Origin of the sequence: Bernardetia sp. (assembly GCF_020630935.1) — a bacterium.
GTDB lineage: Bacteria > Bacteroidota > Bacteroidia > Cytophagales > Bernardetiaceae > Bernardetia.
Genome location: NZ_JAHDIG010000008.1, coordinates 65,790 through 91,362, shown reverse-complemented (window position 1 = coordinate 91,362; position 25,573 = coordinate 65,790). Strand labels below are relative to the sequence as shown.

Annotated in this window: 21 protein-coding genes; 11 read left to right on the top strand and 10 right to left on the bottom strand. The window is 33.9% G+C overall.

The window, feature by feature from the left end; all coding sequences use genetic code 11:
- Positions 1–117 precede the first annotated feature (117 nt).
- Positions 118–2,931 (bottom strand): carbamoyl-phosphate synthase large subunit, encoded by a 2,814-nt coding sequence (gene carB / locus QZ659_RS04145; RefSeq protein WP_291722276.1) that lies wholly within the window; start codon positions 2,929–2,931, stop codon positions 118–120.
- A 688-nt stretch (positions 2,932–3,619) separates the two neighbouring features.
- Between carB and QZ659_RS04140 the strand changes: the two genes are divergently transcribed.
- Together QZ659_RS04140 and QZ659_RS04135 are read left to right on the top strand one after the other, a co-directional pair.
- On the top strand, positions 3,620–4,141 hold the full coding sequence (locus QZ659_RS04140; RefSeq protein WP_291722274.1) for a porin family protein: 522 nt from the start codon (positions 3,620–3,622) through the stop codon (positions 4,139–4,141).
- Positions 4,142–4,278: 137 nt separating this feature from the next.
- Positions 4,279–4,728, top strand: coding sequence for a macro domain-containing protein (locus QZ659_RS04135; RefSeq protein WP_291722272.1), 450 nt, complete (start codon positions 4,279–4,281; stop codon positions 4,726–4,728).
- Positions 4,729–4,908: 180 nt separating this feature from the next.
- Here the strand turns inward: QZ659_RS04135 and QZ659_RS04130 are convergent, their stop codons facing one another.
- Both QZ659_RS04130 and QZ659_RS04125 read right to left on the bottom strand, forming a co-directional pair.
- A complete protein-coding gene (locus QZ659_RS04130; RefSeq protein ID WP_291722270.1) occupies positions 4,909–5,985 on the bottom strand; it encodes a class I fructose-bisphosphate aldolase in 1,077 nt (358 codons plus the stop codon).
- A gap of 162 nt (positions 5,986–6,147) precedes the next feature.
- Positions 6,148–6,462 (bottom strand): hypothetical protein, encoded by a 315-nt coding sequence (locus QZ659_RS04125; protein ID WP_291722268.1) that lies wholly within the window; start codon positions 6,460–6,462, stop codon positions 6,148–6,150.
- Between the two features lie 239 nt (positions 6,463–6,701).
- Between QZ659_RS04125 and QZ659_RS04120 the strand changes: the two genes are divergently transcribed.
- The 3 genes from QZ659_RS04120 to QZ659_RS04110 all read left to right on the top strand — a co-directional run bounded on the left by QZ659_RS04120 (position 6,702) and on the right by QZ659_RS04110 (position 9,886).
- The gene (locus tag QZ659_RS04120) at positions 6,702–7,832 is read left to right on the top strand and encodes a DUF3298 and DUF4163 domain-containing protein (RefSeq protein WP_291722266.1); all 1,131 of its coding nucleotides are present in this window, start codon (positions 6,702–6,704) and stop codon (positions 7,830–7,832) included.
- 163 nt (positions 7,833–7,995) lie between these two features.
- On the top strand, positions 7,996–8,856 hold the full coding sequence (locus QZ659_RS04115) for an RsiV family protein (protein WP_291722264.1): 861 nt from the start codon (positions 7,996–7,998) through the stop codon (positions 8,854–8,856).
- Positions 8,857–8,863: 7 nt separating this feature from the next.
- On the top strand, positions 8,864–9,886 hold the full coding sequence (locus QZ659_RS04110; protein WP_291722262.1) for a radical SAM/SPASM domain-containing protein: 1,023 nt from the start codon (positions 8,864–8,866) through the stop codon (positions 9,884–9,886).
- 135 nt (positions 9,887–10,021) lie between these two features.
- On the opposite strand, the gene QZ659_RS04105 is transcribed toward QZ659_RS04110, so the two are convergent.
- Together QZ659_RS04105 and QZ659_RS04100 are read right to left on the bottom strand one after the other, a co-directional pair.
- Positions 10,022–10,273 carry a hypothetical protein gene (locus QZ659_RS04105; protein ID WP_291722260.1) on the bottom strand — a complete coding sequence of 84 codons (252 nt, stop codon included), beginning with the start codon at positions 10,271–10,273 and terminating at the stop codon, positions 10,022–10,024.
- 505 nt (positions 10,274–10,778) lie between these two features.
- Positions 10,779–11,513: a DUF697 domain-containing protein gene (locus QZ659_RS04100; RefSeq protein ID WP_291722259.1), complete on the bottom strand. Its 735-nt coding sequence runs from the start codon at positions 11,511–11,513 to the stop codon at positions 10,779–10,781.
- 307 nt (positions 11,514–11,820) lie between these two features.
- Here QZ659_RS04100 and QZ659_RS04095 point away from each other — a divergent pair, with 307 nt between their 5' ends.
- Positions 11,821–12,735 (top strand): 3-hydroxyacyl-CoA dehydrogenase family protein, encoded by a 915-nt coding sequence (locus tag QZ659_RS04095; RefSeq protein ID WP_291722257.1) that lies wholly within the window; start codon positions 11,821–11,823, stop codon positions 12,733–12,735.
- A 42-nt stretch (positions 12,736–12,777) separates the two neighbouring features.
- On the opposite strand, the gene QZ659_RS04090 is transcribed toward QZ659_RS04095, so the two are convergent.
- The 4 genes from QZ659_RS04090 to QZ659_RS04075 all read right to left on the bottom strand — a co-directional run bounded on the left by QZ659_RS04090 (position 12,778) and on the right by QZ659_RS04075 (position 16,032).
- Positions 12,778–13,254, bottom strand: coding sequence for a PaaI family thioesterase (locus tag QZ659_RS04090; protein WP_291722254.1), 477 nt, complete (start codon positions 13,252–13,254; stop codon positions 12,778–12,780).
- Positions 13,255–13,374: 120 nt separating this feature from the next.
- Positions 13,375–14,292 carry a rhomboid family intramembrane serine protease gene (locus QZ659_RS04085; protein ID WP_291722253.1) on the bottom strand — a complete coding sequence of 306 codons (918 nt, stop codon included), beginning with the start codon at positions 14,290–14,292 and terminating at the stop codon, positions 13,375–13,377.
- A gap of 76 nt (positions 14,293–14,368) precedes the next feature.
- A complete protein-coding gene (locus QZ659_RS04080; RefSeq protein ID WP_291722251.1) occupies positions 14,369–15,193 on the bottom strand; it encodes a rhomboid family intramembrane serine protease in 825 nt (274 codons plus the stop codon).
- A gap of 119 nt (positions 15,194–15,312) precedes the next feature.
- Complete coding sequence (locus QZ659_RS04075) at positions 15,313–16,032, bottom strand: TVP38/TMEM64 family protein (protein ID WP_291722248.1); 720 nt, start codon at positions 16,030–16,032, stop codon at positions 15,313–15,315.
- Between the two features lie 205 nt (positions 16,033–16,237).
- Here QZ659_RS04075 and QZ659_RS04070 point away from each other — a divergent pair, with 205 nt between their 5' ends.
- On the top strand, positions 16,238–19,576 hold the full coding sequence (locus QZ659_RS04070; RefSeq protein WP_291722246.1) for a two-component regulator propeller domain-containing protein: 3,339 nt from the start codon (positions 16,238–16,240) through the stop codon (positions 19,574–19,576).
- A gap of 60 nt (positions 19,577–19,636) precedes the next feature.
- Here the strand turns inward: QZ659_RS04070 and QZ659_RS04065 are convergent, their stop codons facing one another.
- The gene (locus QZ659_RS04065) at positions 19,637–20,143 is read right to left on the bottom strand and encodes a pyridoxamine 5'-phosphate oxidase family protein (RefSeq protein ID WP_291722244.1); all 507 of its coding nucleotides are present in this window, start codon (positions 20,141–20,143) and stop codon (positions 19,637–19,639) included.
- A 416-nt stretch (positions 20,144–20,559) separates the two neighbouring features.
- On the opposite strand from QZ659_RS04065, the gene QZ659_RS04060 reads away from it, so the two are divergent.
- From QZ659_RS04060 to QZ659_RS04045, 4 genes are all read left to right on the top strand, one after another.
- The gene (locus QZ659_RS04060; protein ID WP_291722242.1) at positions 20,560–21,210 is read left to right on the top strand and encodes a hypothetical protein; all 651 of its coding nucleotides are present in this window, start codon (positions 20,560–20,562) and stop codon (positions 21,208–21,210) included.
- Between the two features lie 121 nt (positions 21,211–21,331).
- Positions 21,332–21,928, top strand: coding sequence for a hypothetical protein (locus QZ659_RS04055; protein ID WP_291722240.1), 597 nt, complete (start codon positions 21,332–21,334; stop codon positions 21,926–21,928).
- Positions 21,929–22,193: 265 nt separating this feature from the next.
- Entirely contained in the window at positions 22,194–23,012 is an 819-nt protein-coding gene (locus QZ659_RS04050; RefSeq protein ID WP_291722238.1) for a hypothetical protein, read from the top strand.
- A gap of 28 nt (positions 23,013–23,040) precedes the next feature.
- A complete protein-coding gene (locus QZ659_RS04045; protein WP_291722235.1) occupies positions 23,041–25,491 on the top strand; it encodes a leucine-rich repeat domain-containing protein in 2,451 nt (816 codons plus the stop codon).
- Positions 25,492–25,573 lie beyond the last annotated feature (82 nt).

Here is a 25,573-nt window from a genome sequence, read left to right as displayed (position 1 = left end):
ATACGATTTGTATTTAACCAAAAAGTCTATTTGCAACCAAATTCATAAAGAACCAAAATCCTTTAAAAACAAACCAATGCTTTTAAAGGATTTTAAGTTACAATAAAAAATGAAATATTACCTACTCAAATACAAATTGCGCTTACCATAAATTTCTCTAAAGAATGGGTCTTTAAGGTGATGAATAAAATAAATTCCTTCTCCAGTAGATTTCATTTCTGGTCCTAATTCTTTATTGACATTTGGGAATTTATCAAACGAGAAAACAGGAATTTTGATAGCATAGCCATTTTGTTGTGGCTCAAAATTGAAATCCTTGACTTTTTTATGGTCTAACATTACCCAAGTTGCATACTTGATGTACGGCTCTTGATAGGCTTTACAAATAAATGGAACGGTACGTGAGGCTCTTGGATTGGCTTCAATGATATAAACTTTACCATCTTTGATAGCGAACTGAATATTGATGACACCTTTAGTTTTGAGTGCGACAGCAATTTTCTTCGTATGGTCATGAATCTGCTGCATAATATTTTCATCCAAATCAAAAGGAGGTAAAACGGCATACGAGTCGCCCGAATGAATACCAGCAGGTTCAATGTGTTCCATTACTCCAATAATATAGACATCTTCTGTATCACAAATTGCATCGGCTTCGGCTTCAATAGCTCCATCTAAAAACTCATCTATCAAGATGGTTTGCTGCCCCAAATCTTTAAAAATATTGATGATATGCTCCTCTAGTTCTTGCTCGTTGATAACAATTTTCATGCGCTGCCCACCGAGTACATATGACGGACGCACAAGCAAAGGAAATTCCATTTCAGCAGCTTTTTCTAATGCTTCTTCTGCCGTTTTGATGGCGTGATATTTTGGATAAGGAATATCGTTTTCTTTCAAAAGGTCTGAAAAACGTCCTCTATCTTCTGCTAAATCCAGTGCTTCGTAGCTTGTTCCCAAAATTGGAATGCCATAGCGTTCTAGTTTTTCGGCAAGTTTTAAGGCAGTTTGTCCTCCAAGCTGAACAATTACACCCTCTGGTTTTTCATTCAGAATAATATCATAAATATGTTCCCAAAAAACAGGCTCAAAATAGAGTTTGTCTGCAATATCAAAATCAGTAGAAACAGTTTCAGGATTACAATTTATCATAATCGTTTCATAACCTGCTTCTTTAGCTGCCAAAACTCCGTGAACACATGAGTAGTCAAACTCAATACCTTGTCCAATTCTATTTGGTCCTGAACCCAACACAACAATTTTTTTCTTGTCGCTGGCTACGGCTTCGTTTTCTCTCTCAAAAGTAGAGTAATAATAAGGTGTTTGTGCCTCAAATTCTGCCGAACATGTATCAACGAGTTTCCAAACTCTGTTTATGCCTAAATCGGTTCGCTTTGTATGAATTTCACTTTCCAAACAGCCTACTAAGTGTGCTATCTGACGGTCGGCAAGTCCTTTTTTCTTGGCTTTTAGAAGTAAATCATAAGGAATTGTATCTAATCTATACTTTTGAATTTCATTTTCTAGCTCTACAATTTGTTCAATCTGATGTAAGAACCATTTATCAATTCTTGTCAAATCAAAAATACGCTTCATTGGTATTCCTAGTTTGAAAGCATCATAGATTCTAAAGAGCCTATCCCACGACGGAACTTTTAGTTTTTGATGGATTTCCTCTTGACTTGTTACTTCTTTTCCATCTGCACCTAATCCATTTCTACGAATTTCTAAAGACTGACAAGCTTTTTGCAATGCTTCTTGGAAGTTACGACCAATTCCCATCGCTTCACCTACTGACTTCATTTGGAAACCCAAACGGTCGTCTGAGCCTTGAAATTTATCAAAATTCCAACGAGGTACTTTTACAATTACGTAATCAATGGCAGGCTCAAAAAAGGCTGATGTTGTACCTGTAATGGCGTTATCTAGTTCGTCTAAGTTATAACCAATGGCGAGCTTTGCAGCAATTTTGGCAATCGGATAACCTGTTGCTTTTGAAGCTAGTGCAGACGAACGAGAAACACGAGGGTTGATTTCAATAGCAATAATTTCATCGTTTTCTGGATTGACAGCAAACTGAACATTACAACCTCCTGCAAAACTACCAATACCATTCATCATCTTGATGGCTAAATTTCGCATTTCTTGATAAACTGTATCTGGAAGTGTCATGGCTGGTGCAACTGTGATAGAATCTCCTGTATGAACACCCATTGGGTCGAAGTTTTCTATCGAACAGATAATGATTACATTTCCTGCCGAGTCTCTCAAAAGCTCTAACTCAAATTCTTTCCAACCAATCACACACTGCTCAATCAAAACCTCATGTATAGGCGAAGTGTGCAAACCTCTTGAAAGACTGCTATCAAACTCTTCTTTGTCATAAACAACGCTTCCACCTGTTCCTCCGAGTGTAAAAGAAGGACGAATTACTAATGGAAAACCAATATTTTGTGCTATTTTTTTACCCTGTAAGAACGATTTTGCTGTCTGTCCTGTTGCAACTCCAACCCCCATATTTTCCATACAGGCTTTGAATTTGTCTCTATCTTCTGTTGTATCAATGGCTTCAAAATCTACACCGATGACTTTGACGTTATATTTTTCCCAAAGCCCCATATCGTTACACTCAATAGATAAATTTAATGCCGTCTGACCTCCCATAGTAGGCAAAACGGCATCAATTTCTTGTTCTCTCAAGATGGTTTCGATAGATTCTGGTGTGAGTGGCAACAGATAAACGTGGTCTGCATTGATAGGGTCGGTCATTATCGTTGCAGGATTGGAATTGATGAGTGAGACTTTTATTCCTTCTTCACGAAGCGAACGAGCTGCTTGCGAACCCGAATAATCAAACTCACAGGCTTGTCCGATAACAATAGGACCACTTCCAATAATGAGAATATGACGAATGGAATTATTTTTTGGCATGAGAACAGATGATTTGTTTCCTTTTTTAATAGTTGTATCTATAAATTGCACAAAGGTAACAGACTTTATCCTTTTTGAAAAATGAAATTTTGGGATTTGATAAATATAGAGTCAAATGACTTATATTTAGTATCTCAACCAACCTACTCAAAATATGATTTTAAGTAAATGAAGAAATTAACCCAAGGCATTACAAAAAAATAAATCAGCACTTCAGATATATAGAAATGATTATGTATAGAGTTATGGTAAGAAAAGAAACAATGTGTTGTCTTCCTTTTTAACAAAGACATTCTATCTTTTAACAAGCGCATAAAATACTAAATGAAGGAGAATTGCATAATAGAATAGAGTTGAAAACTAAATTTTACCACATAAATAGAGATGCGTAGTGTAAATGTGATTTTTTTTGAAAAAAACAAAAAAAAATAGAAGTGTAATAAGTTGTAAGTCAGTGTTTTATGAAAAATAGCAATAAATTTAGTGAAAAAAATAGAACTAAAAAGTAAGATTTAACGTATATTTGTATAAAAAAGGCAAAATCACAAGTAATATTAGCTAGTATATGTGGATTTTGTGAAAATATGTATAAGTAGGTAGTTTTATTTCTTTTGCTTTTTTGATTTTGTAGATGAATGTACTTCATTCACTGTTATTATTTTAAACTTTAATTATTTTACTTGTTTTTATGAGAAAATTATTTGTTTCTTCAATCTTGTCTTTATTATTTGTTTTTACACTATCTTCTGCACAGGCGCAATATGAACAAGGGCAACTAGATGTAAACTTAGGTGTTGGTCTTTTGCCAACCTTCTTTGGTAGTGGAACTTCTCAAGCCATCCCTCCAGTAGGACTTAGTGTAGAGTATGGAGTAACTGACAATATCAGTGTTGGTGGTTATGCAGCTTATGCTTCGACCAAAATTGATGGTTTTGATGACTGGGGATACAACTATACTATTTTAGGCGCAAGAGGTGCTTACCACTTTAATGTAAACAACGAACGTTTCGATCCTTATGTTGGAGCTTTATTGGGGTACAATATTGTTTCTTTTACAGGAGATGATGACTTCACAGGTGCTACAGCTAGTGGTTTTGCTTGGTCTGGTTTCTTAGGTGCTAGATATAGATTTACAGACAACATAGGTGTATTTGGAGAGCTTGGTTATGGTATCTCTATTTTACAATTGGGCTTGAACCTAAAATTCTAAATACTTTTTAAATAAAGTATGATTTATAAAAAACGGCTTCTTAGAAAAAAGCCGTTTTTTTTATGACAGAAATTATATATTCACTCAAAAGATGGTAACTCTATCAATGTAAATATTGAAACAAGACTAAATACTCTATGAACTACACCAAAGGAAATATTTTAGAATCTAATGCAGAAGTTATCATTAATCCTGTCAATATGGTAGGGGTGATGGGGAAAGGCTTGGCTTTGCAGTTCAAACAAAAATTTCCTTACAATTATAAGGTCTATAAAGAAGCATGTCAGAACAAAACGATTGATGTTGGAAAACTTCTTTTAGTTGATGAATCTAGTTTAGAAAGAAAGAAGTTTATAATTAATTTTCCTACTAAAAAACATTGGCGTAGTGCTTCAAAAATAGAGTATGTAGAAGAAGGTTTGAAGGATTTGGTTAAGATTATAAATGAAAATAATTTTGGAAGCATAGCCATTCCTGCTTTGGGATGTGGTTTAGGAGGACTAGATTGGGAAGATGTAAAATTATTACTAGAAAAGTATCTAAAGGAACTAGAAAATATTGAAATTATTGTTTTCGAACCAAAATAAAAACTAAACTACACCTAAAAATCGCATCATTAGAATAAGGTCAGCCTCGTAGAGCAGACCGACAAAAAGAGCAAAATAGTTGTTTTTGGGTATAAATAGCTTACAACTCATCAAAAATCATAAAAAAAACGACTTCTTTCTAAGAACAAAGCCGTTTTTTTATATCAGAAATTTCAAAAATTACGCAATCGTAATTTCGTTGTTCAAATAAACATCTTGAATAGAGTGTAAAAGTTCTACACCTTCGTTTAAAGGTTTTTGGAATGCCTTACGTCCAGAAATAAGACCTGCACCACCAGCACGCTTATTGATAACAGCCGTTTTAACTGCTTCAGCCATATCAGAAGCTCCAGAAGAAGCACCACCAGAGTTGATAAGACCAATTCTGCCCATATAACAGTTAGCTACTTGATAACGACAAAGGTCGATAGGATTTTCAGAAGAAAGGTCTGAATATACTTTCTTATGAGTTTTTGCAAAGCTAATATTATTAAAAGCTCCGTTGTTTTCAGGAAGTTTTTGCTTAATAATGTCTGCTTGGATAGTTACACCGATATGGTTTGCTTGCCCTGTAAGGTCAGCAGCTACGTGGTAATCTGTTCCGTCTTTCTTGAATGAACTATTACGAGCATAACACCAAAGAATAGTTGCCATCCCTAGTTCGTGTGCTCTTTCAAAGGCTGCAGCTACTTCTTGAATTTGACGTGTAGATTCTTCCGAACCAAAGTAGATAGTTGCTCCTACAGCTACTGCGCCTAAGTTCCACGCTTCTTCTACTGAACCAAACATCACTTGGTCAAACTTATTTGGATATGTAAGAAGTTCGTTATGATTAATCTTTACGATAAAAGGAATTTTGTGAGCATATTTTCTTGACATCAAAGCAAGGTTTCCATACGTTGTTGCAACAGCATTACAACCTCCTTCAATCGCTAGTTTTACAATGTTTTCTGGGTCAAAATAATCTGGGTTAGGTGCAAAAGATGCGCCTCCTGTGTGTTCGATACCTTGGTCAACAGGAAGAATAGAAACATACCCTGTGCCTGCCAAACGACCAGAGCCATAAAGCTGACCTAAGCTACGCAATACTTGTGGATTACGGTTTGAGTTAGCAAAGATTTTATCTACAAAATCTGGACTAGGAACGTGCAAACGTTCTTTTGAAATAGCAGGTGTAGAAAAATTGAGAAGTGTTTCAGAATCTTGACCTAAAAGTTCAGAAATACGGTCAGTAGAAAGGTTTGCTGTATGCACCATAGATATTTTTGAGGAAAAATTATAGAAAATAAATTTTTATAATCTTTGTTTTTCAAGTAAAACTAGATTTTTTTAAAAGTGCTACAAAGGTACTAATTCAAAATTACTTTTGAGTAGTTGAGCCTTCAAAATATATGCTCTTCGATAGAAAAAATACAGAAATTATAACTTATCTGTTGAGTAAGGCAAATCTTCATTGATTTTTTCTTCTATCTCTACAGGTTTTCCTACTTCTTCAACTTCATTTCTCCAACCATAAGGGTTAGTGTCTGCAGAAGCAATATGTTCATCTATTTTTCCATGTTCTACATCTTCAGTATAGCTGACTGTTCCTTGTTGCCAACGTAATAGCTTTACTTCATTTTCAAATTTTTCTTTGCTTCCCTCAAAATACTCTGCGATTAAATCTGCTTTATTTTGAGCCTCTAAGTCTTTTGTTTCGCCATTTTTATAAACGATTATAAATGTACTTGCCATAATGATAAAATTTTTGTTAGATATTATTTTATAGTTATTTAACTCAACTTATAAAAGATTTGTTTTGGTGTGATTTTTTCTATTTTTTATGTATTTGCAGTATCAAAACATTTATTTTATGCCTAATTTTATAGCCTAAATAAAAAAAAGTTTGTAAAGTATAGTAATGAGCTGCAAACAAACTTTTTCTATTACAACTAAAACTGTCTTTCCAAAACATATTATTTTCAACCCTAACTATGAAAACAAGGAAGTTTCCTCACTTACTATCTGTATTTTTTACTTTCGTTTTTTATTCGTTGTTCTTTTCTTCTATTTATGCTCAAAAGCCACAAACAACAGATTATTGCCATTTTACAGGAACAATAAATGGAAACTTGCCCATCGTAATGGATTTGATTCAAGATGGAAGAGAATATTCTGGTAGTTACTATTATAAAAAATATAATATTCCAATAAATTTGCAAGGCAAAGTAAATGATAAAGGCGAAATAGAACTTTTTTCAATGGACAATGAAGGCGAAAAAATAGAGTTTATTGTAGGAAAAATAAGCCACAATACGTTTGTGGGAAATTGGCAGAACAAAGACAAAACTAAAACGTTGTCTGTTTCATTGGTTGAAGATTATTCGAAGAGCATTCATTTTGAATTTATTTCTATAAAAGACAGCATAAAATTATTTAAAAATAGAAAAGAAACGCCTCAAGCTACTTTTTCAAGTGTGATAGTTGAGGTAAAACAAGTACCACAAGGGAGTAATCTATCCAAAATTCAAGATATTCTCAAAAAATATCAGTCGTATCAAGAAAAAGGGCAACCTATTAAATCTACTAGACAAATGCTTGAAGAGAGCAAAAAATCGTTCTTTAAAGAGTATTTGGAGGTAAATCAAGGTGCAGAGGAGGAATATTTGTATGCTGCTAACTGGGCAAATGAAAGCAAGGCAGAGGTAGTTTTTAATGATAAGCATTTTGCTACCATAGCTTTCTCAAATTATATGTATATGGGAGGAGCGCATGGAATGTTTGGTGAAACTTATCTTGTGATTGATGTGAAAAATGGAAAAGAAATCAAGCTAGATGATATTTTTGACCAACAAGCTATCGCCACACTAGAAAAGAAAATGATAAAAAAGGCATACGAATATACTGGTTTTGAGAATCCTGTTTCGTTGCAAGATGCAGGCTATTTGGTAGATAAAATAGAAGCTAGTGATAATTTTTCATTGAATGCAAAGGGAATAACATTTGTGTATCAACCTTACGAAATTGCACCGTATGCAGCAGGAATGCCCTCATTTTTATTTACTTGGGAAGAACTCAAAGACCTTGTAAAGACAGATTCTCCAGTACATTCTCTAATGCAATAAATTACGAAGGATTTTTAGTATTTTGGGATGCAGAAAAAAATATTTTATTTTAAACATCTGTCAGGAACAGGTATGCCTGTTCCCTAACAATAAAAAATATTTTTGGCAAGATAGAATTTGCTTACTGTCTTCATATTCAAAAGTCTCATCAATCGTACTACTTATGAAAAAAAATAGCTATTTCTTCATGTTTTTTATGTTAGTATTGTTTGTCTCTTGTGGCAAAACGGCTACAAATTCAGAAACTCCAAACGATACAACCACTCAAATACAAGAAACACAACAAATACAAAATGTTGCTGATGAAATCAAAAAGATTGAGTTTGAAATTTTTTCAGATAGTGGAACGGTTGAACTCGTGGCAGGAGAGGAAGGCTCGCCAGCAGCATCTTTCAAAGAGCAGATTTTGGTAGTTACAGAAGTTCCAAGTCAAACAAACCTAGAGACAATTCAAGCTGTCTTACAGAAAAAACAAGATTATTCGGGCGATGCAAAACAAGCCTTAGCCAAAAAGAAAAAAAACTATCTTGAAGGCTATATAGAGATGAACTCGGAAGAGGTAATAGGGATGTCTGCCGAATGGTATAGGGATTTACAAGTATCAGTAATTTTTAATGATAATTATTTTACAACCATTGCATTTTATTTGGATGAGTATGGAGGTGGAGCGCATCCTTATTATACAACTTCATTTATCAATTTAGATTTAAAAAATAGTAAGCAAATCAAACTTTCTGATATTTTTGATGAAAATAGCCAGACTAAGCTCAAAGATAAAATGTTAGAAAAAGCCTCTGAAATTGCTAAAAAAGAAGGTGTAAATTCATTAGAAGATTATGGCTTTTTTGTAGAAGAAATCAGTCCCACAGAAAACTTTGCTATTATTGAAAAAGGAATTGAATTTTCATATAATAGAGGCGAAATTACTCCACACGTAATGCCTTCCCCTGTATTTTTCTTTACTTGGCAGGAACTAGAAAGTATTGTAAATACAGATTCGCCTATACGTATTTTGATGAAATAAATAGTGAATGAACAAAAGCCAAATTACAGATGGAATAATTTATCTCAAAACACTTACTTTCAAACGATTTTGGAACGGTGTTTTGCTTTTGGTAAGTTATTATGTTTCCAAAATTACTAAGAAGAACTACCAAAAAGGATTTCCGATAAGTATTGCCTTTGAGCCTACTACCACCTGTAATTTGCGCTGCCCTCATTGTCCATCTGGACTTCGACAGTTTTCTCGCCCTACTGGAAATGCACAGGATGAAACGTTCAAAAAATTGCTAAATGAAGTTTCTCCTTATCTGACTTATCTGATTTTTTATTTCCAAGGAGAACCGTATATCAATAAGCATTTTTTGGATTGGGTAAAACTTGCCCATCAGAAAAATATTTATACGGCTACTTCTACCAATGCCCATTATTTGACAGAGGAAATTGCAGAAAAAACAGTTTTGTCTGGACTCTCTAGACTCATTATTTCCTTAGATGGGGCAGAACAGGAAACCTATCAAAAATATAGAATTGGAGGAAATATCGATAAAGTATGGAAGGGCATTGAAAATGTAGTTAAATACAAGAAAAAACATAAGAGCAAAACACCTTTTATTATGCTTCAATTCATTGTCTTCAAGCATAATGAACACGAAATTGAAAAAATTAAATCTATCGGAAAAGAACTAGGAATTGATAAAGTAGCCATCAAAACGGCTCAAATTTATGATTATGAAAATCAGACAGATTTTATTCCAGAAAATGGAAAATATAGTCGCTATGAAAAGCAAAGTGATAAAGTAATTCTGAAAAATGATTTAGAAAATAGCTGTTGGAAAATGTGGCATTCGTGTGTGGTTACGTGGGATGGAAAGGTAGTTCCTTGCTGTTTCGATAAAGATGCAACACATCATTTGGGAGATTTATCAACCTATTCTTTTACTGAAATTTGGCAAAATGAAACTTATTCAGCTTTTAGAAATTCATTACTGCAATCCAGAAAAGAAATAGATATTTGTCAGAATTGTACAGAAGGAACGAAGGTTTGGGCTTAGAATGGTTTCTGAAATAGTGTCATAATGTTAAAGAGTTTTCTTCAAAGATATTTAAGCTCAATACCAAAGAGTTTAACACAAGCTCAAAATTCTATATTGCACTTGTGTTAAACTTTGTATATATCAAAGTGATATTTATCTTACACGAGTTGGTGGTTGCAAACCATTTATTCTACATAATGTAATTGCAACGTTCAATGCAGTATCACATACTCCTCCTGGTTCTCCTCCACAACAATATAATGCTGTAGTGCCATTGCTGCCAGAACCACCTCCAGAGCCACCTCCATCATTACCACCTCCATCTAAAGGTATACTTCCTCCTGAAATAATAGATGCTTGCTTATTATTAATGGCAAATTTCTTGAAATTTTTTAATGTTTTCATTGTACTAAGTTTTGTAAAAAAAAAAGAATTAGACAAAATATCTTAGGTTTGTCTAATTCAAAGGTAGAAAAGTAGAATATAGGCTATCTACGATTTTATACGAACAACACAAAGAAATACATAAAGGAAGAGTTTTATTAAACGAGTGTAAAAAGACAATACTTTATTTTGTTATTCTATTCTTACCTCATCACTTTATAACATCAGCCAGAGGCTTTCAAATTGTACTAACTTGTTTATAAATAAGCTAGAGTATGTGTTTTTAATTTATTTTTTGGCAACTAGGATGTAGCAAGTGGAGGTTTAGAAAAAATATAGCTTTAATGAAATTTGGCAGTACGAAACTTACTCAGCTTTTGGAAATTTATTATTACAATCTAGCAAAGAAATAGATATTTGTCAGAATTGTATGGAAGTAACGAAAGTTTGGGCTTAGGACTAAAATAAAAACCCTAAAAGTCTTCAAAAACTTTTAGGGTTAAAGAAAAGATAATTTTTCTAAATACTACCCCATAATCTTTTTCTTCATACGCTCATACTCTTCTTCTGTAAGGATTCCCTTCGATTTTAAGTCATTGAGTTCAGCAATTTTGGCTTCTTTGAGAGCCTTTTCTTCTTCGTCTTCTTTTGTTTCTACTGGCTCTGATGGTTTCTGATTTTCACCAGATTTATTTTGAAACTGATGTTCGTATTTTCCATCTTTAGGAGCATTAGGGTCTTTCTCCATCACAGGCTCATCTTTTTTGCCTAAATCTGTTTTGACTTTTTCATCATCACCACCCATTGAGTTTTTGGCTTTTTCTCTCATCTCAGAAGCATATTCTTTGCCCTGCTCAAACTTTTCTTTGTAGAAATTCTTAAACTTTTCAGTATCAATATCAAACAAATCTCCTCCAGATTCAAAGTGTTGAATAAAAACACTTCCGATAGCATACGTAGAAGCCCCAGATAAAACTACCATTGCGCCACCTCCTAAAAATGAACCTATAATTGGAATGGTTTTGACAGCCGATGCTCCCATACGAACAAGTGTGCCTCCTGCAATCATTGAAATCAGAGATTTACCCATATTTTCGCTCATCTCAAAACCATAAAGATTCGAAACTTGCTTTAACATTTCGTATTGCATTGCCGAAACAGCAATCGTATCTAAAATCGGAATTGGAATTGCTCCCATTCCCATAGACCATAAAACGTGTTTCTGAACGATACCTTCAGCTTGAACTTTAGCTTGACTCATAATTTTGTTGTGATTGATAATTTTTTGATGAAAATTTTTATTGATGTATAATAAATTCTTAACGGAATAATTCCAAATGAAGTTTTAAATAATCTTTATTTAAACAGATTTCTATTTTCTTTCAAGTATTTTCTTCCCTGTCAAGTTGTTGTTTTAAGACCTTTAAATTAATAGAAAATAGGGCAAAAAGATAGGTTTTTTGATGGCAATATTACCAAATTCTTAAATTTAAACTTTAAGAGTTATCTTTGTAAAAACAATATTCATCAACGATTAATTAAAAGAACTAAAACAAACTTTATAAAGTATGAAAAATATTGCAGTTATTGGAGCAGGAACAATGGGAAACGGAATTGCTCACGTTTTCGCTCAAAATAATCACGAAGTAGCTCTTATCGATATTTCTGAAAGCTCACTTACAAAAGGTTTAAATACCATCAGAAAAAATCTTGACCGTCAAGTAAAAAAAGGAGTTCTGTCAGAAGATGAAAAAATAGCTACTCTTAAAAGAATCACAACTTATACAAGCCTTGAAGAAGGTGTAAAAGGAGTGGATTTGGTAGTAGAGGCAGCTACTGAAAATATGGAAATCAAGCTCAAGATTTTTGAAAACTTAGATAAAGTTTGTGATGAAAAAACAATTTTGGCAACAAATACATCTTCTATCTCTATTACTCGTATAGCTGGCGCAACCGAACGTCCAGAAAAAGTAATTGGAATGCACTTCATGAATCCAGTGCCTGTAATGAAATTGGTAGAGGTAATTCGTGGATATTCTACTTCTGATGAAATTACAAAGAGAATCATGGAAATGTCTAAAAACTTAGGCAAAATTCCAGTAGAGGTAAGTGATTATCCAGGTTTTGTAGCAAATCGTATCTTGATGCCGATGATAAATGAAGCTATTTACTCACTTTATGAAGGTGTAGCTGGTGTAGAAGAGATTGATACGGTAATGAAATTAGGAATGTCTCACCCAATGGGTCCATTACAACTCGCAGACTTTATCGGTTTGGATGTTTGTCATTCTATCTTGGAAGTATTGTTTGAAGGCTTCGGAAATCCAAAATATGCTCCTTGTCCTCTTTTAGTAAATATGGTAAATGCAGGACACAAAGGCGCAAAATCGGGTAGTGGTTTCTACGATTGGTCTAACGGAATGAAAGATTTGAAAGTAGCGAATCGTTTCAAAAAGAAAACAAATACTGCTCAAGAAGTGTAAAGAGAAACTTGTAAGGACAATGCAGGCATTGTCCTTACTCTTTTATTCAAACGTTTGCTTGTTCATTGGATAAAGGTTGAATGTTCCTATGCCTTTAGCAACTATTTTCCCTGTTTTTTTATTTTTTATATCACAAACTGTATGGACAAGGCGTTTTCCTGTATGTTCTAAGTTCGCTTCTGCAACAATTTCATCGTGCAACTTTACAGGCAGAAAGTAATTGATTTTAAACTCCACCGTGGCACATAGTTTCCCATTGGCAAATGCATAACTCAACGCAGAAGCTCCAAGCGTAGCATCCATCAGTCCAGCAATTACTCCCCCATGACAGTGTCCAGGTGCACTTTGGTGTTTTTCTACAATCTTCATTTCCGAAACAGCGTGTCCTATTTCATCTACTACCAACGACATACCATTGTCTTTTGCAAAAGCATTGAACTGATTGTAAAGTGCTATTAACTGGTCGTGGTTTTTATTTTCTGTGAAAAATTTCTGCTTTGTTTCTTTTGTATCTTCCATAGCTAGATAATTATAAATTGTTAGTGATTAGTTATGTAATGAAACTATTATTTATTATGCACGCCTACCAATTTACTAAAAAAATAGCTCAAACAGATTATGCTTGAGCTAAATTTAAGGTTATTTTTTACTTGCTTGAAAAAGTATTTGTTTTTCTTTCTGCGTAAGTGACTCATATCCAGAAGCTGAAATTTTATCTAAAATTTCATCAATCTGATTTTGTTCTTCGGTTGATTTTTTGGCTCTAGCTTGTTTCTGACGGTTCGAATCATCTGCTTTATATGAGCTTGCTCCACCTTTGTAGGCTTTCATTTTAGGTTTTCTTTTAAAGAGATTTGCAAAAAACGAGGTAACTCCTACAATCGGTTTGCTCCAGTCATTTCCTTTTCTGTATTGAACTATAAACAAATAGCCTATCAATGCGCCTCCCAAGTGTGCCATATTTCCACCTGCATTTCCACCTGCTAAGGAAACAAAAGATAAAATAATATAACCCATTGCAATCCATTTCAAACTAACTTCTCCTAATAAAAATAAATTCATTTTTACATTTGGAAGTAGTGTTCCAGCAGCTACCACCACAGCATACACTCCTGCAGATGCGCCAATAAGTACAGTACCATTTTTTAAATCTGTAAAGTAAGGAACAAAATTGAAAAGCAATAAAAAGGCTACAGCACCAGCCAAAATTCCCCAAATGTACAAGCCTAAAAAGCGATTTGAGCCAATTTCAGAAACTACAATTTGTCCGAACCAAAAGAGAACAAGCATATTAAAAACAATATGAAAAATATCTCCTATGGAATGTGCAAACCCATAAGTAAGTAGCGTCCAAGGACGAAAAGCAAGGTCTGAAATATCAGCAGGAAGAAAAAAGACTTTAGCTGTAATATCTCCCAAGATAGGAACACCACCAAATTTCGCTATAATAATTACGGTAGCTAAGAGCAGATAAACAGCTACATTTATCATAATAACTCTCATCAGCGTATTATCTGACTTGTTCCATTCGTATTTTATTCGTTCTGAAAAATCCATAATTTATATCTTTAATTCACAATTAATCACTAAAATTAATTTCTCGCCGTTGTTGGTATCTCTAGCAACGACAAAGTCAATTCCATTGCATTGGTTTATTTCCTTTTCCCCACAATTTAACCAAAATAATTCCGAAAATAAATCCTCCGATATGTGCAAAGTGAGCTACGTTATCTGTTGGGTTAGCTTGCCAAATCGCATATACTTCATAGAGAGCATACCCAAAAACAAAATACTTAGCTTTTATGGGAATAGGAGGAAAGAGTAAAACCAATTTCATATTAGCGAAAATAATTCCGAAAGCTGCCAAAATTCCGAATACTGCTCCAGATGCCCCTACAGTTGGAATATTTTTTTTGATATAAAGGATGCCATCTGCCCAGTAGGTTTTTGACTTTTCTATCATAGCTGAGTTAGTAGGGTTTTCTTCAAAGTTGGTTGCAAACCCCCTCAAACCTTCAAATCTATCATAAGCACTCTCTTCTATCATCAGAGCATTAAATTCAGCAGGAGTAGGATGTTGTTTGTATTCTATAATCCTAGCTTCCAAATCATTTACTTCCCAAGCACTAACACCTACATGAAGAACAGCTGCGCCCAAACCTGCAATAAGATATAGAGCAAGAAATTTCTTTGAGTTAAAATAAGTTTCTAACGGAGGTCCAAAAATAAAAAGAGCATACATATTTCCCAAAAGATGCCACCAACTGCCATGCAAAAACATGTGTGTAAAAATCTGATACGGAGCAAACGTTTCTGCACCAAAATATCGAAGTCCCAAAAGTTCTGTTACTTGGTCAGTTTGAAGAGGATTGTCTCCTCCAAAAATAAAATATTGTAGGGCATAAATACCAATATTTAAAATGAGCAGTATTTTTACCACAGGTGTTATTTTAGGCATATTTTTTTATTTTATTCAGACCCTAAGCATTTTCAAAATCCTTAGAGTCTTTGTTTATTTCTTACAATTATTACTCTATTTTTAGTTAAAATGTTTGGCTAACAACAACAAAATTCCATTTACAAATTCTCACTCTCATTTGCCACTTTTAGAGAATTTCTGACCATTCTACCAACTCCAAAAACTGTAATGATAGTAAGTAAAATAACTATTATTTCAGAATAAGGAAAATCTACTGTGTCTTTGTTTTCTAGTAGGCTTCTTAGCGTTTTGGCTTTTGTTCCTATGTAGATAGCAAATAGCGTTCTGGGCAGCATTCCTAGTAAAGAACCTATTAGAAACGTCTTCATTGGAAAACGAATAGTTGAAAATACTAAATTCGTTACTGCAAATGGAAGCACAGGCGAAAGCCGAACTAAGATAATAAGTCGCCAGCTCTTTTCTTTTAAAGAGCTTAGAAAACGATGTACTTTAGGTTTTTCTAAAAGATTTTTATGAAGATTTTTTCCTTCTAAAAACAATCCCAAATTATAACCTATATAGGCAGCTATCAAATAAGAAACTACCATTAGAGGTGTGGCTTCCAATCCTAAAAAATATCCTGTCAGAAATGCCATTAATGTTGTTGGCATTAGTGCAAAACCCATCAGCAAACTGACTCCCAAATATAGAAGTAGCCATTGCCAAAAACTCCACAATAGAAGCTCATTTTCAAAATACAAAAGCAATACCGTAATTCCTGTACTTGACAAAATGGGCAACATAGCTGACAAAATTACCATACCGATACTGCGAGCATATTTTTGAAAGGCTTGAAAAATAGATTTGAAAAATGGCATTTAATAGAGGGAAATAAATGAATAATGCTTGAGTTGCTAACTAAATACAGTTCGTCTATGTTTATCTAAAACGAGCTTTGTAAGAATTTTTATAATTGAAAAAATTTGTCGTACTTCAATTTTTACAAAAAGCCAATGTAACACTTAGAAAGCAAAAAAATAAGTGAGAATATATCTTCCATCATCTTCTTTCTTTAACTTAATTATGAATTCGGTTCATAAAGCAGGCTTTCTTTGCTTATTTTTTTTGCTACTGTCTCCTCATTTTTTGTATGCTCAAAAGACAGTTAATTTGGACACAAAGAAAACACTTTCACAATATATTTTCAGAACTTGGACAACAGAAAAAGGACTGCCTTCTAATGCTATCATAGATATTATTCAAGACCAAAAAGGATATATTTGGATTGCTACACACGACGGACTTGCTCGTTTTGATGGTGCAAGGTTTAATAATTATACTGTCAGAAATACTCCTATCATTCGTTCTCACGCCATACGTTCTCTTTTGGCTGATTCGAAAGGCAATGTTTGGGTGGGTACACAGAGAGGTCTTTTGAAGTATGAAGGCAACCAGTTTGTTTCTCCTTTGGAGTTTTCTATTTTAAATGAGTATAATATAGAAACTATCTATGAAGATGAAAGTGGAGTTATTTGGGTAGGAACGAGTGCAAACGGTGTTTTTTATTATCAAGATGAGCAGTTCAGACCCCTAAGAGAGCTACGTCTTTATTTACAAGGAGCAATAGGTTCTATTTTTGAAAGCAATGGAGCTATTTATTTTACCTCTATTCGTGGAGATATAGTGCGTTATCAAGATGAAAAAATCACAAGAGTGATAAGTCTTGAAGAAACAAGAGGAGTTATTTTTGCAAAAAGAACACATGCAAATATATGGGTAGGTACAGATAATGGCTTACAGCTACTAAAAGGAGATTCTTTGGTAAACTCACCCTATGAAAAAATCAATACTATAAAAGATGCTTCCGATATTTTAGAAGACCAAAATGGTTTTTATTGGATTACTTCAGAAAATGGTTTGTATCGTTTCAATACACAAACGAAAGTATTAGAACACTATTCAGAACAACAAGGTTTGCCTAGTAATATTCTTCAAAAACTATTGGTAGATAAGGAAGGAAATGTTTGGGTGGCTATGTTTAGAGGTGGACTTGCTCAAATTTTAGACGGAAAGTTTGTCAATATTAGCCCAAGCGAAGGACTTTGTTCGAATGTCATTTATTCCATCATTCAATTTACACCAGACAAATATTTAGTAGCTGGAGAGAGCGATTCTATTTCTATTATCTATAGAAATACGGTCAGAAATGCTCGCCTTCCTTTACAGCTCCCCAGTCAGCGCATTCGACACATGTTATTTGATGCAGATTCTAGCTTGTGGATTAGTACGTATGGAGGACTAGTCAAAATCAAAAGAAATGATGAGTATAAAATATATGGAGAAAAAGATGGGTTGTCAGATGACCGTATCAGAATGACCTACCAAACAAAAGATTCTACAGTTTGGGTGGGAACACGTAGAGCAGGGCTTTTTTATTTGACAAAAGCAGATACATTTAAAAATATAACAGCCAATTTAGCCTCTGAAGTTGTTATGAGTATAGGAGAAGATAAAAATGGACGGCTGATTGTCGGTACAAAAAGAGGAATTAGCTTTTTTGAAAATGAAGAAATCGTAAAGCAGTTTTGGACACGAAATGGACTAGCTAGTAATATTATCTTTTCGATTTATGTAGATGACAACAACATAATTTGGCTAGGAACAGATTCGGGACTGACACGAATAGAAAATGAAGAAATAACAAACTATGATGCAAATTCTGGACTTTGTGAAGGAACTGTCTTTGATATTTTACCTGATGAGGAAGGATATTTTTGGCTACCTTGTAACAATGGTACAATGCGAATAGCCAAAGCACAACTCAATGATTTTGCTCATCAGAAAATAGCATCTGTAGATTGTCGTTTTTTTAATAGAACAGATGGAATGAAAAGCGACCAAATGGTCGGAACGGGCAAAGGTTTAGTAGATAAACAAGGCAATATTTGGTTTCCCACATACAGTGGAGTGGTTTATATCAATCCAAAGGATGTCTCTAAGAAACAAAATCCTTCTGCTCCTATTTTTGAAAGAATAGAAGTTGATGGTAATACCATTGTTAATTTTGATAAAGACATTGTTTTAGGGGCAGGAACACAACATCTTACTGTTTTTTTTACTGCTTTTGATTATAAAAATGCCCTATCAGTAGATTTTAAATACCGTCTTGTTCCATTTGACAAAGAATGGATTTATGCTTCCAATCAGCGTAGTGCAACCTATACTAATCTAGCTCCAAATGAGTATCGTTTTGAAGTAATAACAAGAAAAGGAGATGGAAGTTGGGATGAGGAAAATTCATCAATACTTCGTTTTGAAATAGAACCTCACTGGTATCAACGTTTAGTTTTTCAAGTGGGTAGTGTTTTGGGAGTAATTTTGCTTTTTCTTTTGATTTATTATTTGAGAAATCTGCAATACCGACGCAATCAGATTTATTTGGAAAGAGAAGTGTCTAACCGTACAGAAGAAATTGTAAAGCAAAAATCACAACTTCAATCTCAAAAAGAAGAACTACAAAATACTGTTCAGAGACTCAACGAGACACAAACTCAACTGGTACAATCAGAAAAAATGGCAAGTTTGGGGCAGCTTACAGCAGGTATTGCCCACGAGATAAACAACCCTATAAATTTTGTCTATGCAGGTGTAGATGCCTTACAAGTTACTTTAGATGAACTTATGGAGCTAATGAAACTTTATGAAGAGTACGAACAACTTAACAATGAAGAGCAAAAACAACAAAAAATAAATGAAATCTTAGAGCTAAAAGAAGATATTGAATTTGAAGACCTCAAAGAAGATGCAAACCAACTTGTAAAAGACATACGATATGGCGCACACCGAACAAGCGAAATTGTAAAAGGATTGCGTACTTTTTCTAGGTTAGACGATGCAGAACTAAGTTGGGCAGATTTGCACGAAAACCTTGTAGCTACACTTGTTATTTTGCGTCCACAGTACAAAGACCACATTGAGATTGTTAGGGATTTTTCTGATGAAATTTCACAGGTAGAATGTTTTCCAGGTAAGCTCAATCAAGTGTTTACCAACATTATTGCCAATGCTATTCAAGCCATAGACGAAAAGCGAGAAAAAGAAGGAATACAATTACCTCAAAAAGACCAAATTGTTATTTGTACGAAAAAAATACCTAAGCAATACTCTCCCTTAAACATGGAAACAGCAAGAGTTTCTATCCAAGACTCTGGGGGAGGAATGAGTGAGAATACAAAACAAAAGATTTTTGAACCGTTCTTCACAACAAAAGGAGTAGGAAAAGGAACAGGATTAGGACTTTCTATTAGTTTTGGCTTAATAGAAAAACATCAAGGAAAGGTAGAAGTAGAAAGCGAAGAAGGCAAAGGAACAACTTTTATAATCTACTTACCGATAGAGAGAACTGAACCTATTGAAGAGTAAAAAAGCCTATAAGAAATACATCTCATAGGCTTTCAAGTTTTTAGAAAAATACCTTGAAAATTATACTGTCAAATGACCTTCAATCCCAGTTTCTAGCTTTTCTCCTGTCATGGCAGAAGCCACAATTTTTACCATTGATATGATTTTTCCATCCTTAGTATCCCAGTAATAAGCATCTTCTGGAAATACCTCAATGATTGTCAAATTAGGGTCGTCTTTTCCATTAGGAAACCATGCTTTTGCGAGTGGCTCCCAAATTTTTTCTATTTTTTCTCTATTTTTTGAAATAGTTGCCTTACCATAAACACTCAAAAATTCGTTGTCTGAAACGTTGGAAAATGTCAGTTGAACTCTTGGGTCTAATAATATTTTCTCATTGTGGTCGGAATTGGCTGCACTTAAAAATAAAATATGCCCTTCGTCTGAAACTTCTTGTGCTGTCATTGGACATACTGAAAAAGGCGTTTCTGAAAGGTGAGTAGCAAACATACAGATTCTTTGGTTCTTTACCATCTCTTGCATTTTACTGATAGCTTCTTTTCCAATTATATTCTTTGTGTCTGACATAAAAATGTATTTAGTTTAAAAAATGTATATAAAAAAATGCTTTATAACTTGAAGTGAAATTCAAGTAATAGTCGTGTTGTGTATCAATAAATAAACACTTCTGAATTTGAAAAGTTTTGTTTTTTTCAAAATCTTGTAAGTAAAAAAGTTTTTCTAAACAGTTTTTAAGAGATTTCGTTGAATTAAAGTATCAACTTTAGAAGTTCTCAAATTATTTTTTTACCTTTTATTTTTTAATCAAATCTGTCAGTAAATTTGCTATACAGTCTAGCTGATAAAAAACAAATCACAAACTACATCTCAAGTAAACTCTGTTTTTTTGAGACCTGCGAATTGAAATTTTTATCACCAATTCGCTAAATTCATTTTTAACCTAATCCGTATTTTTTAATTCAATCAAAACCCTATTTTTTGTTATGCAAAAGAACAAATCGATTCGCAAATGGTATTTCCGTCTAAGTTTTTATCTTATGATTCTTTTAGGAATGGGAACTACCCTAACTACTACAAGCTGTAAGAACAAGAAAAAAATTGCAGCTGAGCAGGCAGCAGCAGAAAAAAAACTTAAAATCGAAAAAGCAACTTCAGATTTGCAAGCTGTCTTGAATGACACAAATATGTCAGCAGATGAGCGTCAGAAAAGAATTGACCAAATCAAGGCAATGAATATCGACGACCCAACAGTTAAAGACCTTATCGCACAAGCAGAGCAAAGCGTAAGAGAGCAGCGCATTAGAGAAGAAGAAGAACGTAAGAGAAAAGAGGCAGAAGCCGAAGCAGACAAAAAGAGCAAAACCATCAAAGATTTCTTTGCTGATATTGCTAATGCAAGTGATGCCAATGCAGCTAACAACTCTATAAAAGAAGCTCTAAAACTTTTTACTTCTCCACAAGCTCCAGTCTTGATTATCATTGCCGAAGAAGGTGGTGAGAAAGATTACGACGAACCTACAACAGCCGAAAAATACCTCAACTACGTAAAAGACCAAAAGAAAATGAACCACAAAGTAGTTAGTATTGGTACAGATGCAAATGGCAAAATCAAACTTTTAGAACTAAGTAACTAAACCAACAGATAATGGATAATGAAAAGAACTGGCATAGTTTTTTGATTTATCCATTGTTGAAACTAAAAGTGTACACTTTTTAAACTCAAAAATATTTTTCAATTCCTTATTTTTAAATACAATGAAAAACATACATAAATTTCTATTTTCTTTCTTGTTTGTCTTTGCTTTTATGGCTTCAAGTTCTGTTTTTGCTCAAACGAATGCAGACCTTAGCCCTACTCGTAAGCGTGCTATTGATTCGCTTGCCCTTGAAAAAGTAAAAGATTTGAGTCGCTATATTTCTATTATTGGAAACAAGCAAACTCAATATTCTGAGGCAATGCGTGTTATTGAGCGTGCGATGGAGCTTTTCTCTGATGGCGCAGAAATGGGCGTTTCGTCTGTCAATTCTAAAGCAATTCGTTATTACGGTGTTCGCAAATACTTTGACCGTCTGATGGCTCTCAACTACGACCAAGTAGAAATCGACTGGTTCAATATTCAATATATTTCTGACCTAGAAAAACAACCTGACGGACGTTATGTAGGCGTAATTACTATTTTCCAACGCTTTCAAGGTAAATCTGCTGATGGTTTGGTTCAGTATTCTGACGTAACTAAAAAAGATATTACTGTTTATGTAGAACGTAAAAAGACAGTGATTGCAGGTCGTGAAATCGGCTTCTGGGACGTTCTTTTAGGTGATGTTCGTGTAAGCGAAACAAGAAGAAACTAAGCCTTTTTAATTACGAATTACGAATGAATCAATTACGAATTTTATTCTTGTTACTGACATTCGTAATTCGTTTTTTATTTTTTAATAATAGCTACTTTTATATCAACTTGTAATTGAATTATTGTAATCTCTATTTAATCTATCTTGTTGGTTGAATGCTTATTTGACTTTATTGTATTTCAATTAGCTTTGCTGCTTTAGCAAGTCATAATTTTTAATTCGTAATTGACTAATGATTTTGATACGTATTTTTTCAACTTTATTTTTGGCAATCATTTTTTTGTTGCCTTTTTCTGCTTCTGCCCAAATAGGAAATTATTTAGGCGACGAATCAGATTTGTATGCTGCTACAAAACAAATGAACCAGTTTTTTAGGCGTTTCAATCATGAAGAAGACAAACTGGGAAATAAGTTTGACCCAAGCAGTAAACAGTTTCGTAATAATTCAGATAGAAAAGATTATATCAATATTCTTTTTGATGGACAAAATAAAGCTGTTCCCCAAGCTGTCAAAGATGATTTTGTCAATCAAGTTACCAACTCTGCAAACCCTACCTTTTTAGAGTTTCATGGAGGAGAATGGTTTGCTGAAGTAACTACTCGCTTTCTTTATGAAGGCAGAGAACAAGACCTTACACTTTTTATGAAGTTGCAAGAAGAAAAAGTGGGTTCGAAGTGGGTTATTAGTAATGTTTATTTTGAGCCTTTTGCTAAAATTATGGGGAAAGATGTACAAGACCCCAACAAGTTTTTGCACCCTTTGAGCCACGAACTAGAATTTATGAATCTAAGAAAGATTTTTGATGAACCACAAGAGCGCAAAGAAGTAAAAAATTATGTAGAAGCAAATCATAAAACAGATTATGTAACTTTGTTTCTCTACGAAGTGGCTCGTAATTCGCTACAATTTCGAACAGTTACAAATGTAAAGTTTCACTTTTTTCAAATCAATAATTGGTATTTTGAAGTTTCTCGCTTCAACCGTGGAGGGTACAATAATGGTTGGCTGATTTCAAATTTGGCTCGCCTTACTCCAGATAATAAAGATGTTTTGTTAAATTATATTTATTCTAATGGTAATTAATTTCCGTCCCTTTCTGTTATGCCTACTTTTGGCATTCTCTACTACTACACTTTTTGCCCAAAAAAATAATGGCAAAAACGAAAAAGACAAAAAACAAGACGAACTCTCGCCTGAGAAACTAGAAGAATATGAAGGGCGTGTACGTTCTCTGATTTCTTTTATGCAATTTATGTACAATACGGTGGGCGAAGCAGAATCGTCTGTTCGTGATAAAGAAACTATCATTAATCAGAGCTTTCTCAAAATTTTTAAAGATAGAGATGTTCAGATTGAAGATGATTTGATTGCAAAACGTGATTTATGGGTCAATAAAAATGTACAATCGTATCTGAAAGACATTGATTTTTTCTATAAAAATATAAGTTTCAAATATGAAGTTTCTAGCATTGCTCACAGAGTGGCGCCAGATGGTACTATCTTTTTTACAGCAACAGCTAATCGAACACTAGAAGGAACAAATATTAAGGGCGAACAAATCAAAAATAATCTTCCTCGCTATATCGAAATGAGTTATGACCCAGAAGAACAAGATTTAAAAATTATTAGTGTTTATACGAGCCAAGCCAATGAAACAGAAGTTTTGCGCAGCTGGTGGAACGAACTTCCTGCTGAGTGGCTTGCTGTATTTAGCAATTATGTAACCATTCCAGTAGGTGATTCTATCAGTAATAGCCAGCTTCATTCTATTGTCGGAATGGAAGTTTTGGATATTAGTGGAAATCCAACTATTAAAGATATTCAGCCAGTAAGCCGTCTGATGAAACTCAAAACATTTAAGTGTGCTAATACATCAGTTTCCAATCTTTTCCCTCTTCGAAGTATTACCAATTTAGAGGTTTTAGATGCTTCCAGTACGCCAGTTCAAGACCTTTTGGCTCTTACGTATGCGACAAACCTAAGAGAACTCAATATTTCAAATACAAAAGTAAGTGAGATAAAAACACTTGAATATTTGACCAATTTGGAGCGTTTAGATATTTCAATTACTGGAGTAAATTCGTTAGAAGCATTGGGAAATGTGGAGGGAAGTACACTCAAAGAATTAAAAATGTCTAAGACAAAAGTAACTAATCTTGAACCACTTAAAAACAGTTCAGAGTTACAGTTCTTGGAAAGTTCTTTTACGCCCATCACATCTGTAGCAGCTCTTTCAGAAACTAAGCAGTTAGAACGATTGGATATTTCCAATACAAATGTAGGTAGCCTTGAGCCACTCTCTAAGTTAGAAAATTTGCGTGTTTTGTATGCCAACAATACCAAAATTTCTAGCTTGAAGCCTCTTGTTGCTATTAAGAATTTGGAAAGAGTCTATTGTGATAATACAGGTGTGAAATTAGGACAAGCACAAGAACTGACGAAAGCAAAATCTAATGTTTTGGTAGTCTATGAGTCGGAAGCTCTACAAAATTGGTGGAAAAATCTGTCATTAGACTGGAAAGAAGTATTCAAAACAGCGAGTAAATTAAGCTCGCCAAATCCGACTAAGGAAGAACTTGCTGCACTTTCAAGCATTACAAAAATTGAAGCGAAAGGAACATCTATAAAAACGGTTGAGCCACTTCGTATTTTTGAAGGTTTAAAGGAAATTAATATCAGCCGAACAGGAGTTTCGGACATTACTGCGCTTCGTGATTTGAGAGCTTTAGAAGTTTTGGAAGCTAATAACACTAAAATTTCAGATGTTTCTCCTCTGCAAAACCTAGACAAGCTCAAAAAACTAGATATTGAAAAAACGTCTGTTAATGATATTTCTACATTACAAAATCTTACAAACTTAGAGTTTATTTATGCTGATGGAGCTGCAATAAAAGATGAATCTGTGGCAACTTATCTCAATAAAAATCCTTCTACGGTAGTAATTTATAAGACAGTTACGCTGAATAATTGGTGGGCTGGACTTTCTGAAAGTTGGAAAAAAGCTCTAGCAAGCCATGTGAAAGTGGAAGGAGAACCAAACAAGGAAAACTTGCACGCCATGATTTATTTGGAATCTATTAATTTGGATGGAATAAATGCTATTAATGATTTGCAGCCATTACAGATGTGTGTGCGACTAAGAGAACTTAGTTTTGTGCGTACAAGTGTGAGTAATCTTTCTCCTATAAGAAATATTCAGACACTACGAATTTTACGTTTTTCAGAAACACCAGTTTCTAATCTTGAACCTATTACACCACTTAGAGATTTGGAACAGCTAGTTTTTGAAAATACACCCGTAGAAAGTCTTGAGCCTATGGGAGCATTCAAAAAACTCAAACGCCTCAACTGTGCAGGTACACAAATCAGAACTATAAAATGCCTTGCTCCTTTGCGTGAGCTTACAGAACTTTCTTGTAACACTACAAAACTTCGTAACCTCAAAGGCTTGGAAGATATGAGGAAATTAGAAATATTGCGTTGTTACAATACCAAAATTTCTAGCCGAAAAGTAGATGATTTTAAAAGTGAGCATCCACGCTGTGAAGTAGTTTATTATTAGAATTTTTATGTAGTGAAATCAAAAATCCTTATTCAATTTTTTATATTTGAGTAAGGATTTTTTTAATTGCCAAAACCATTTT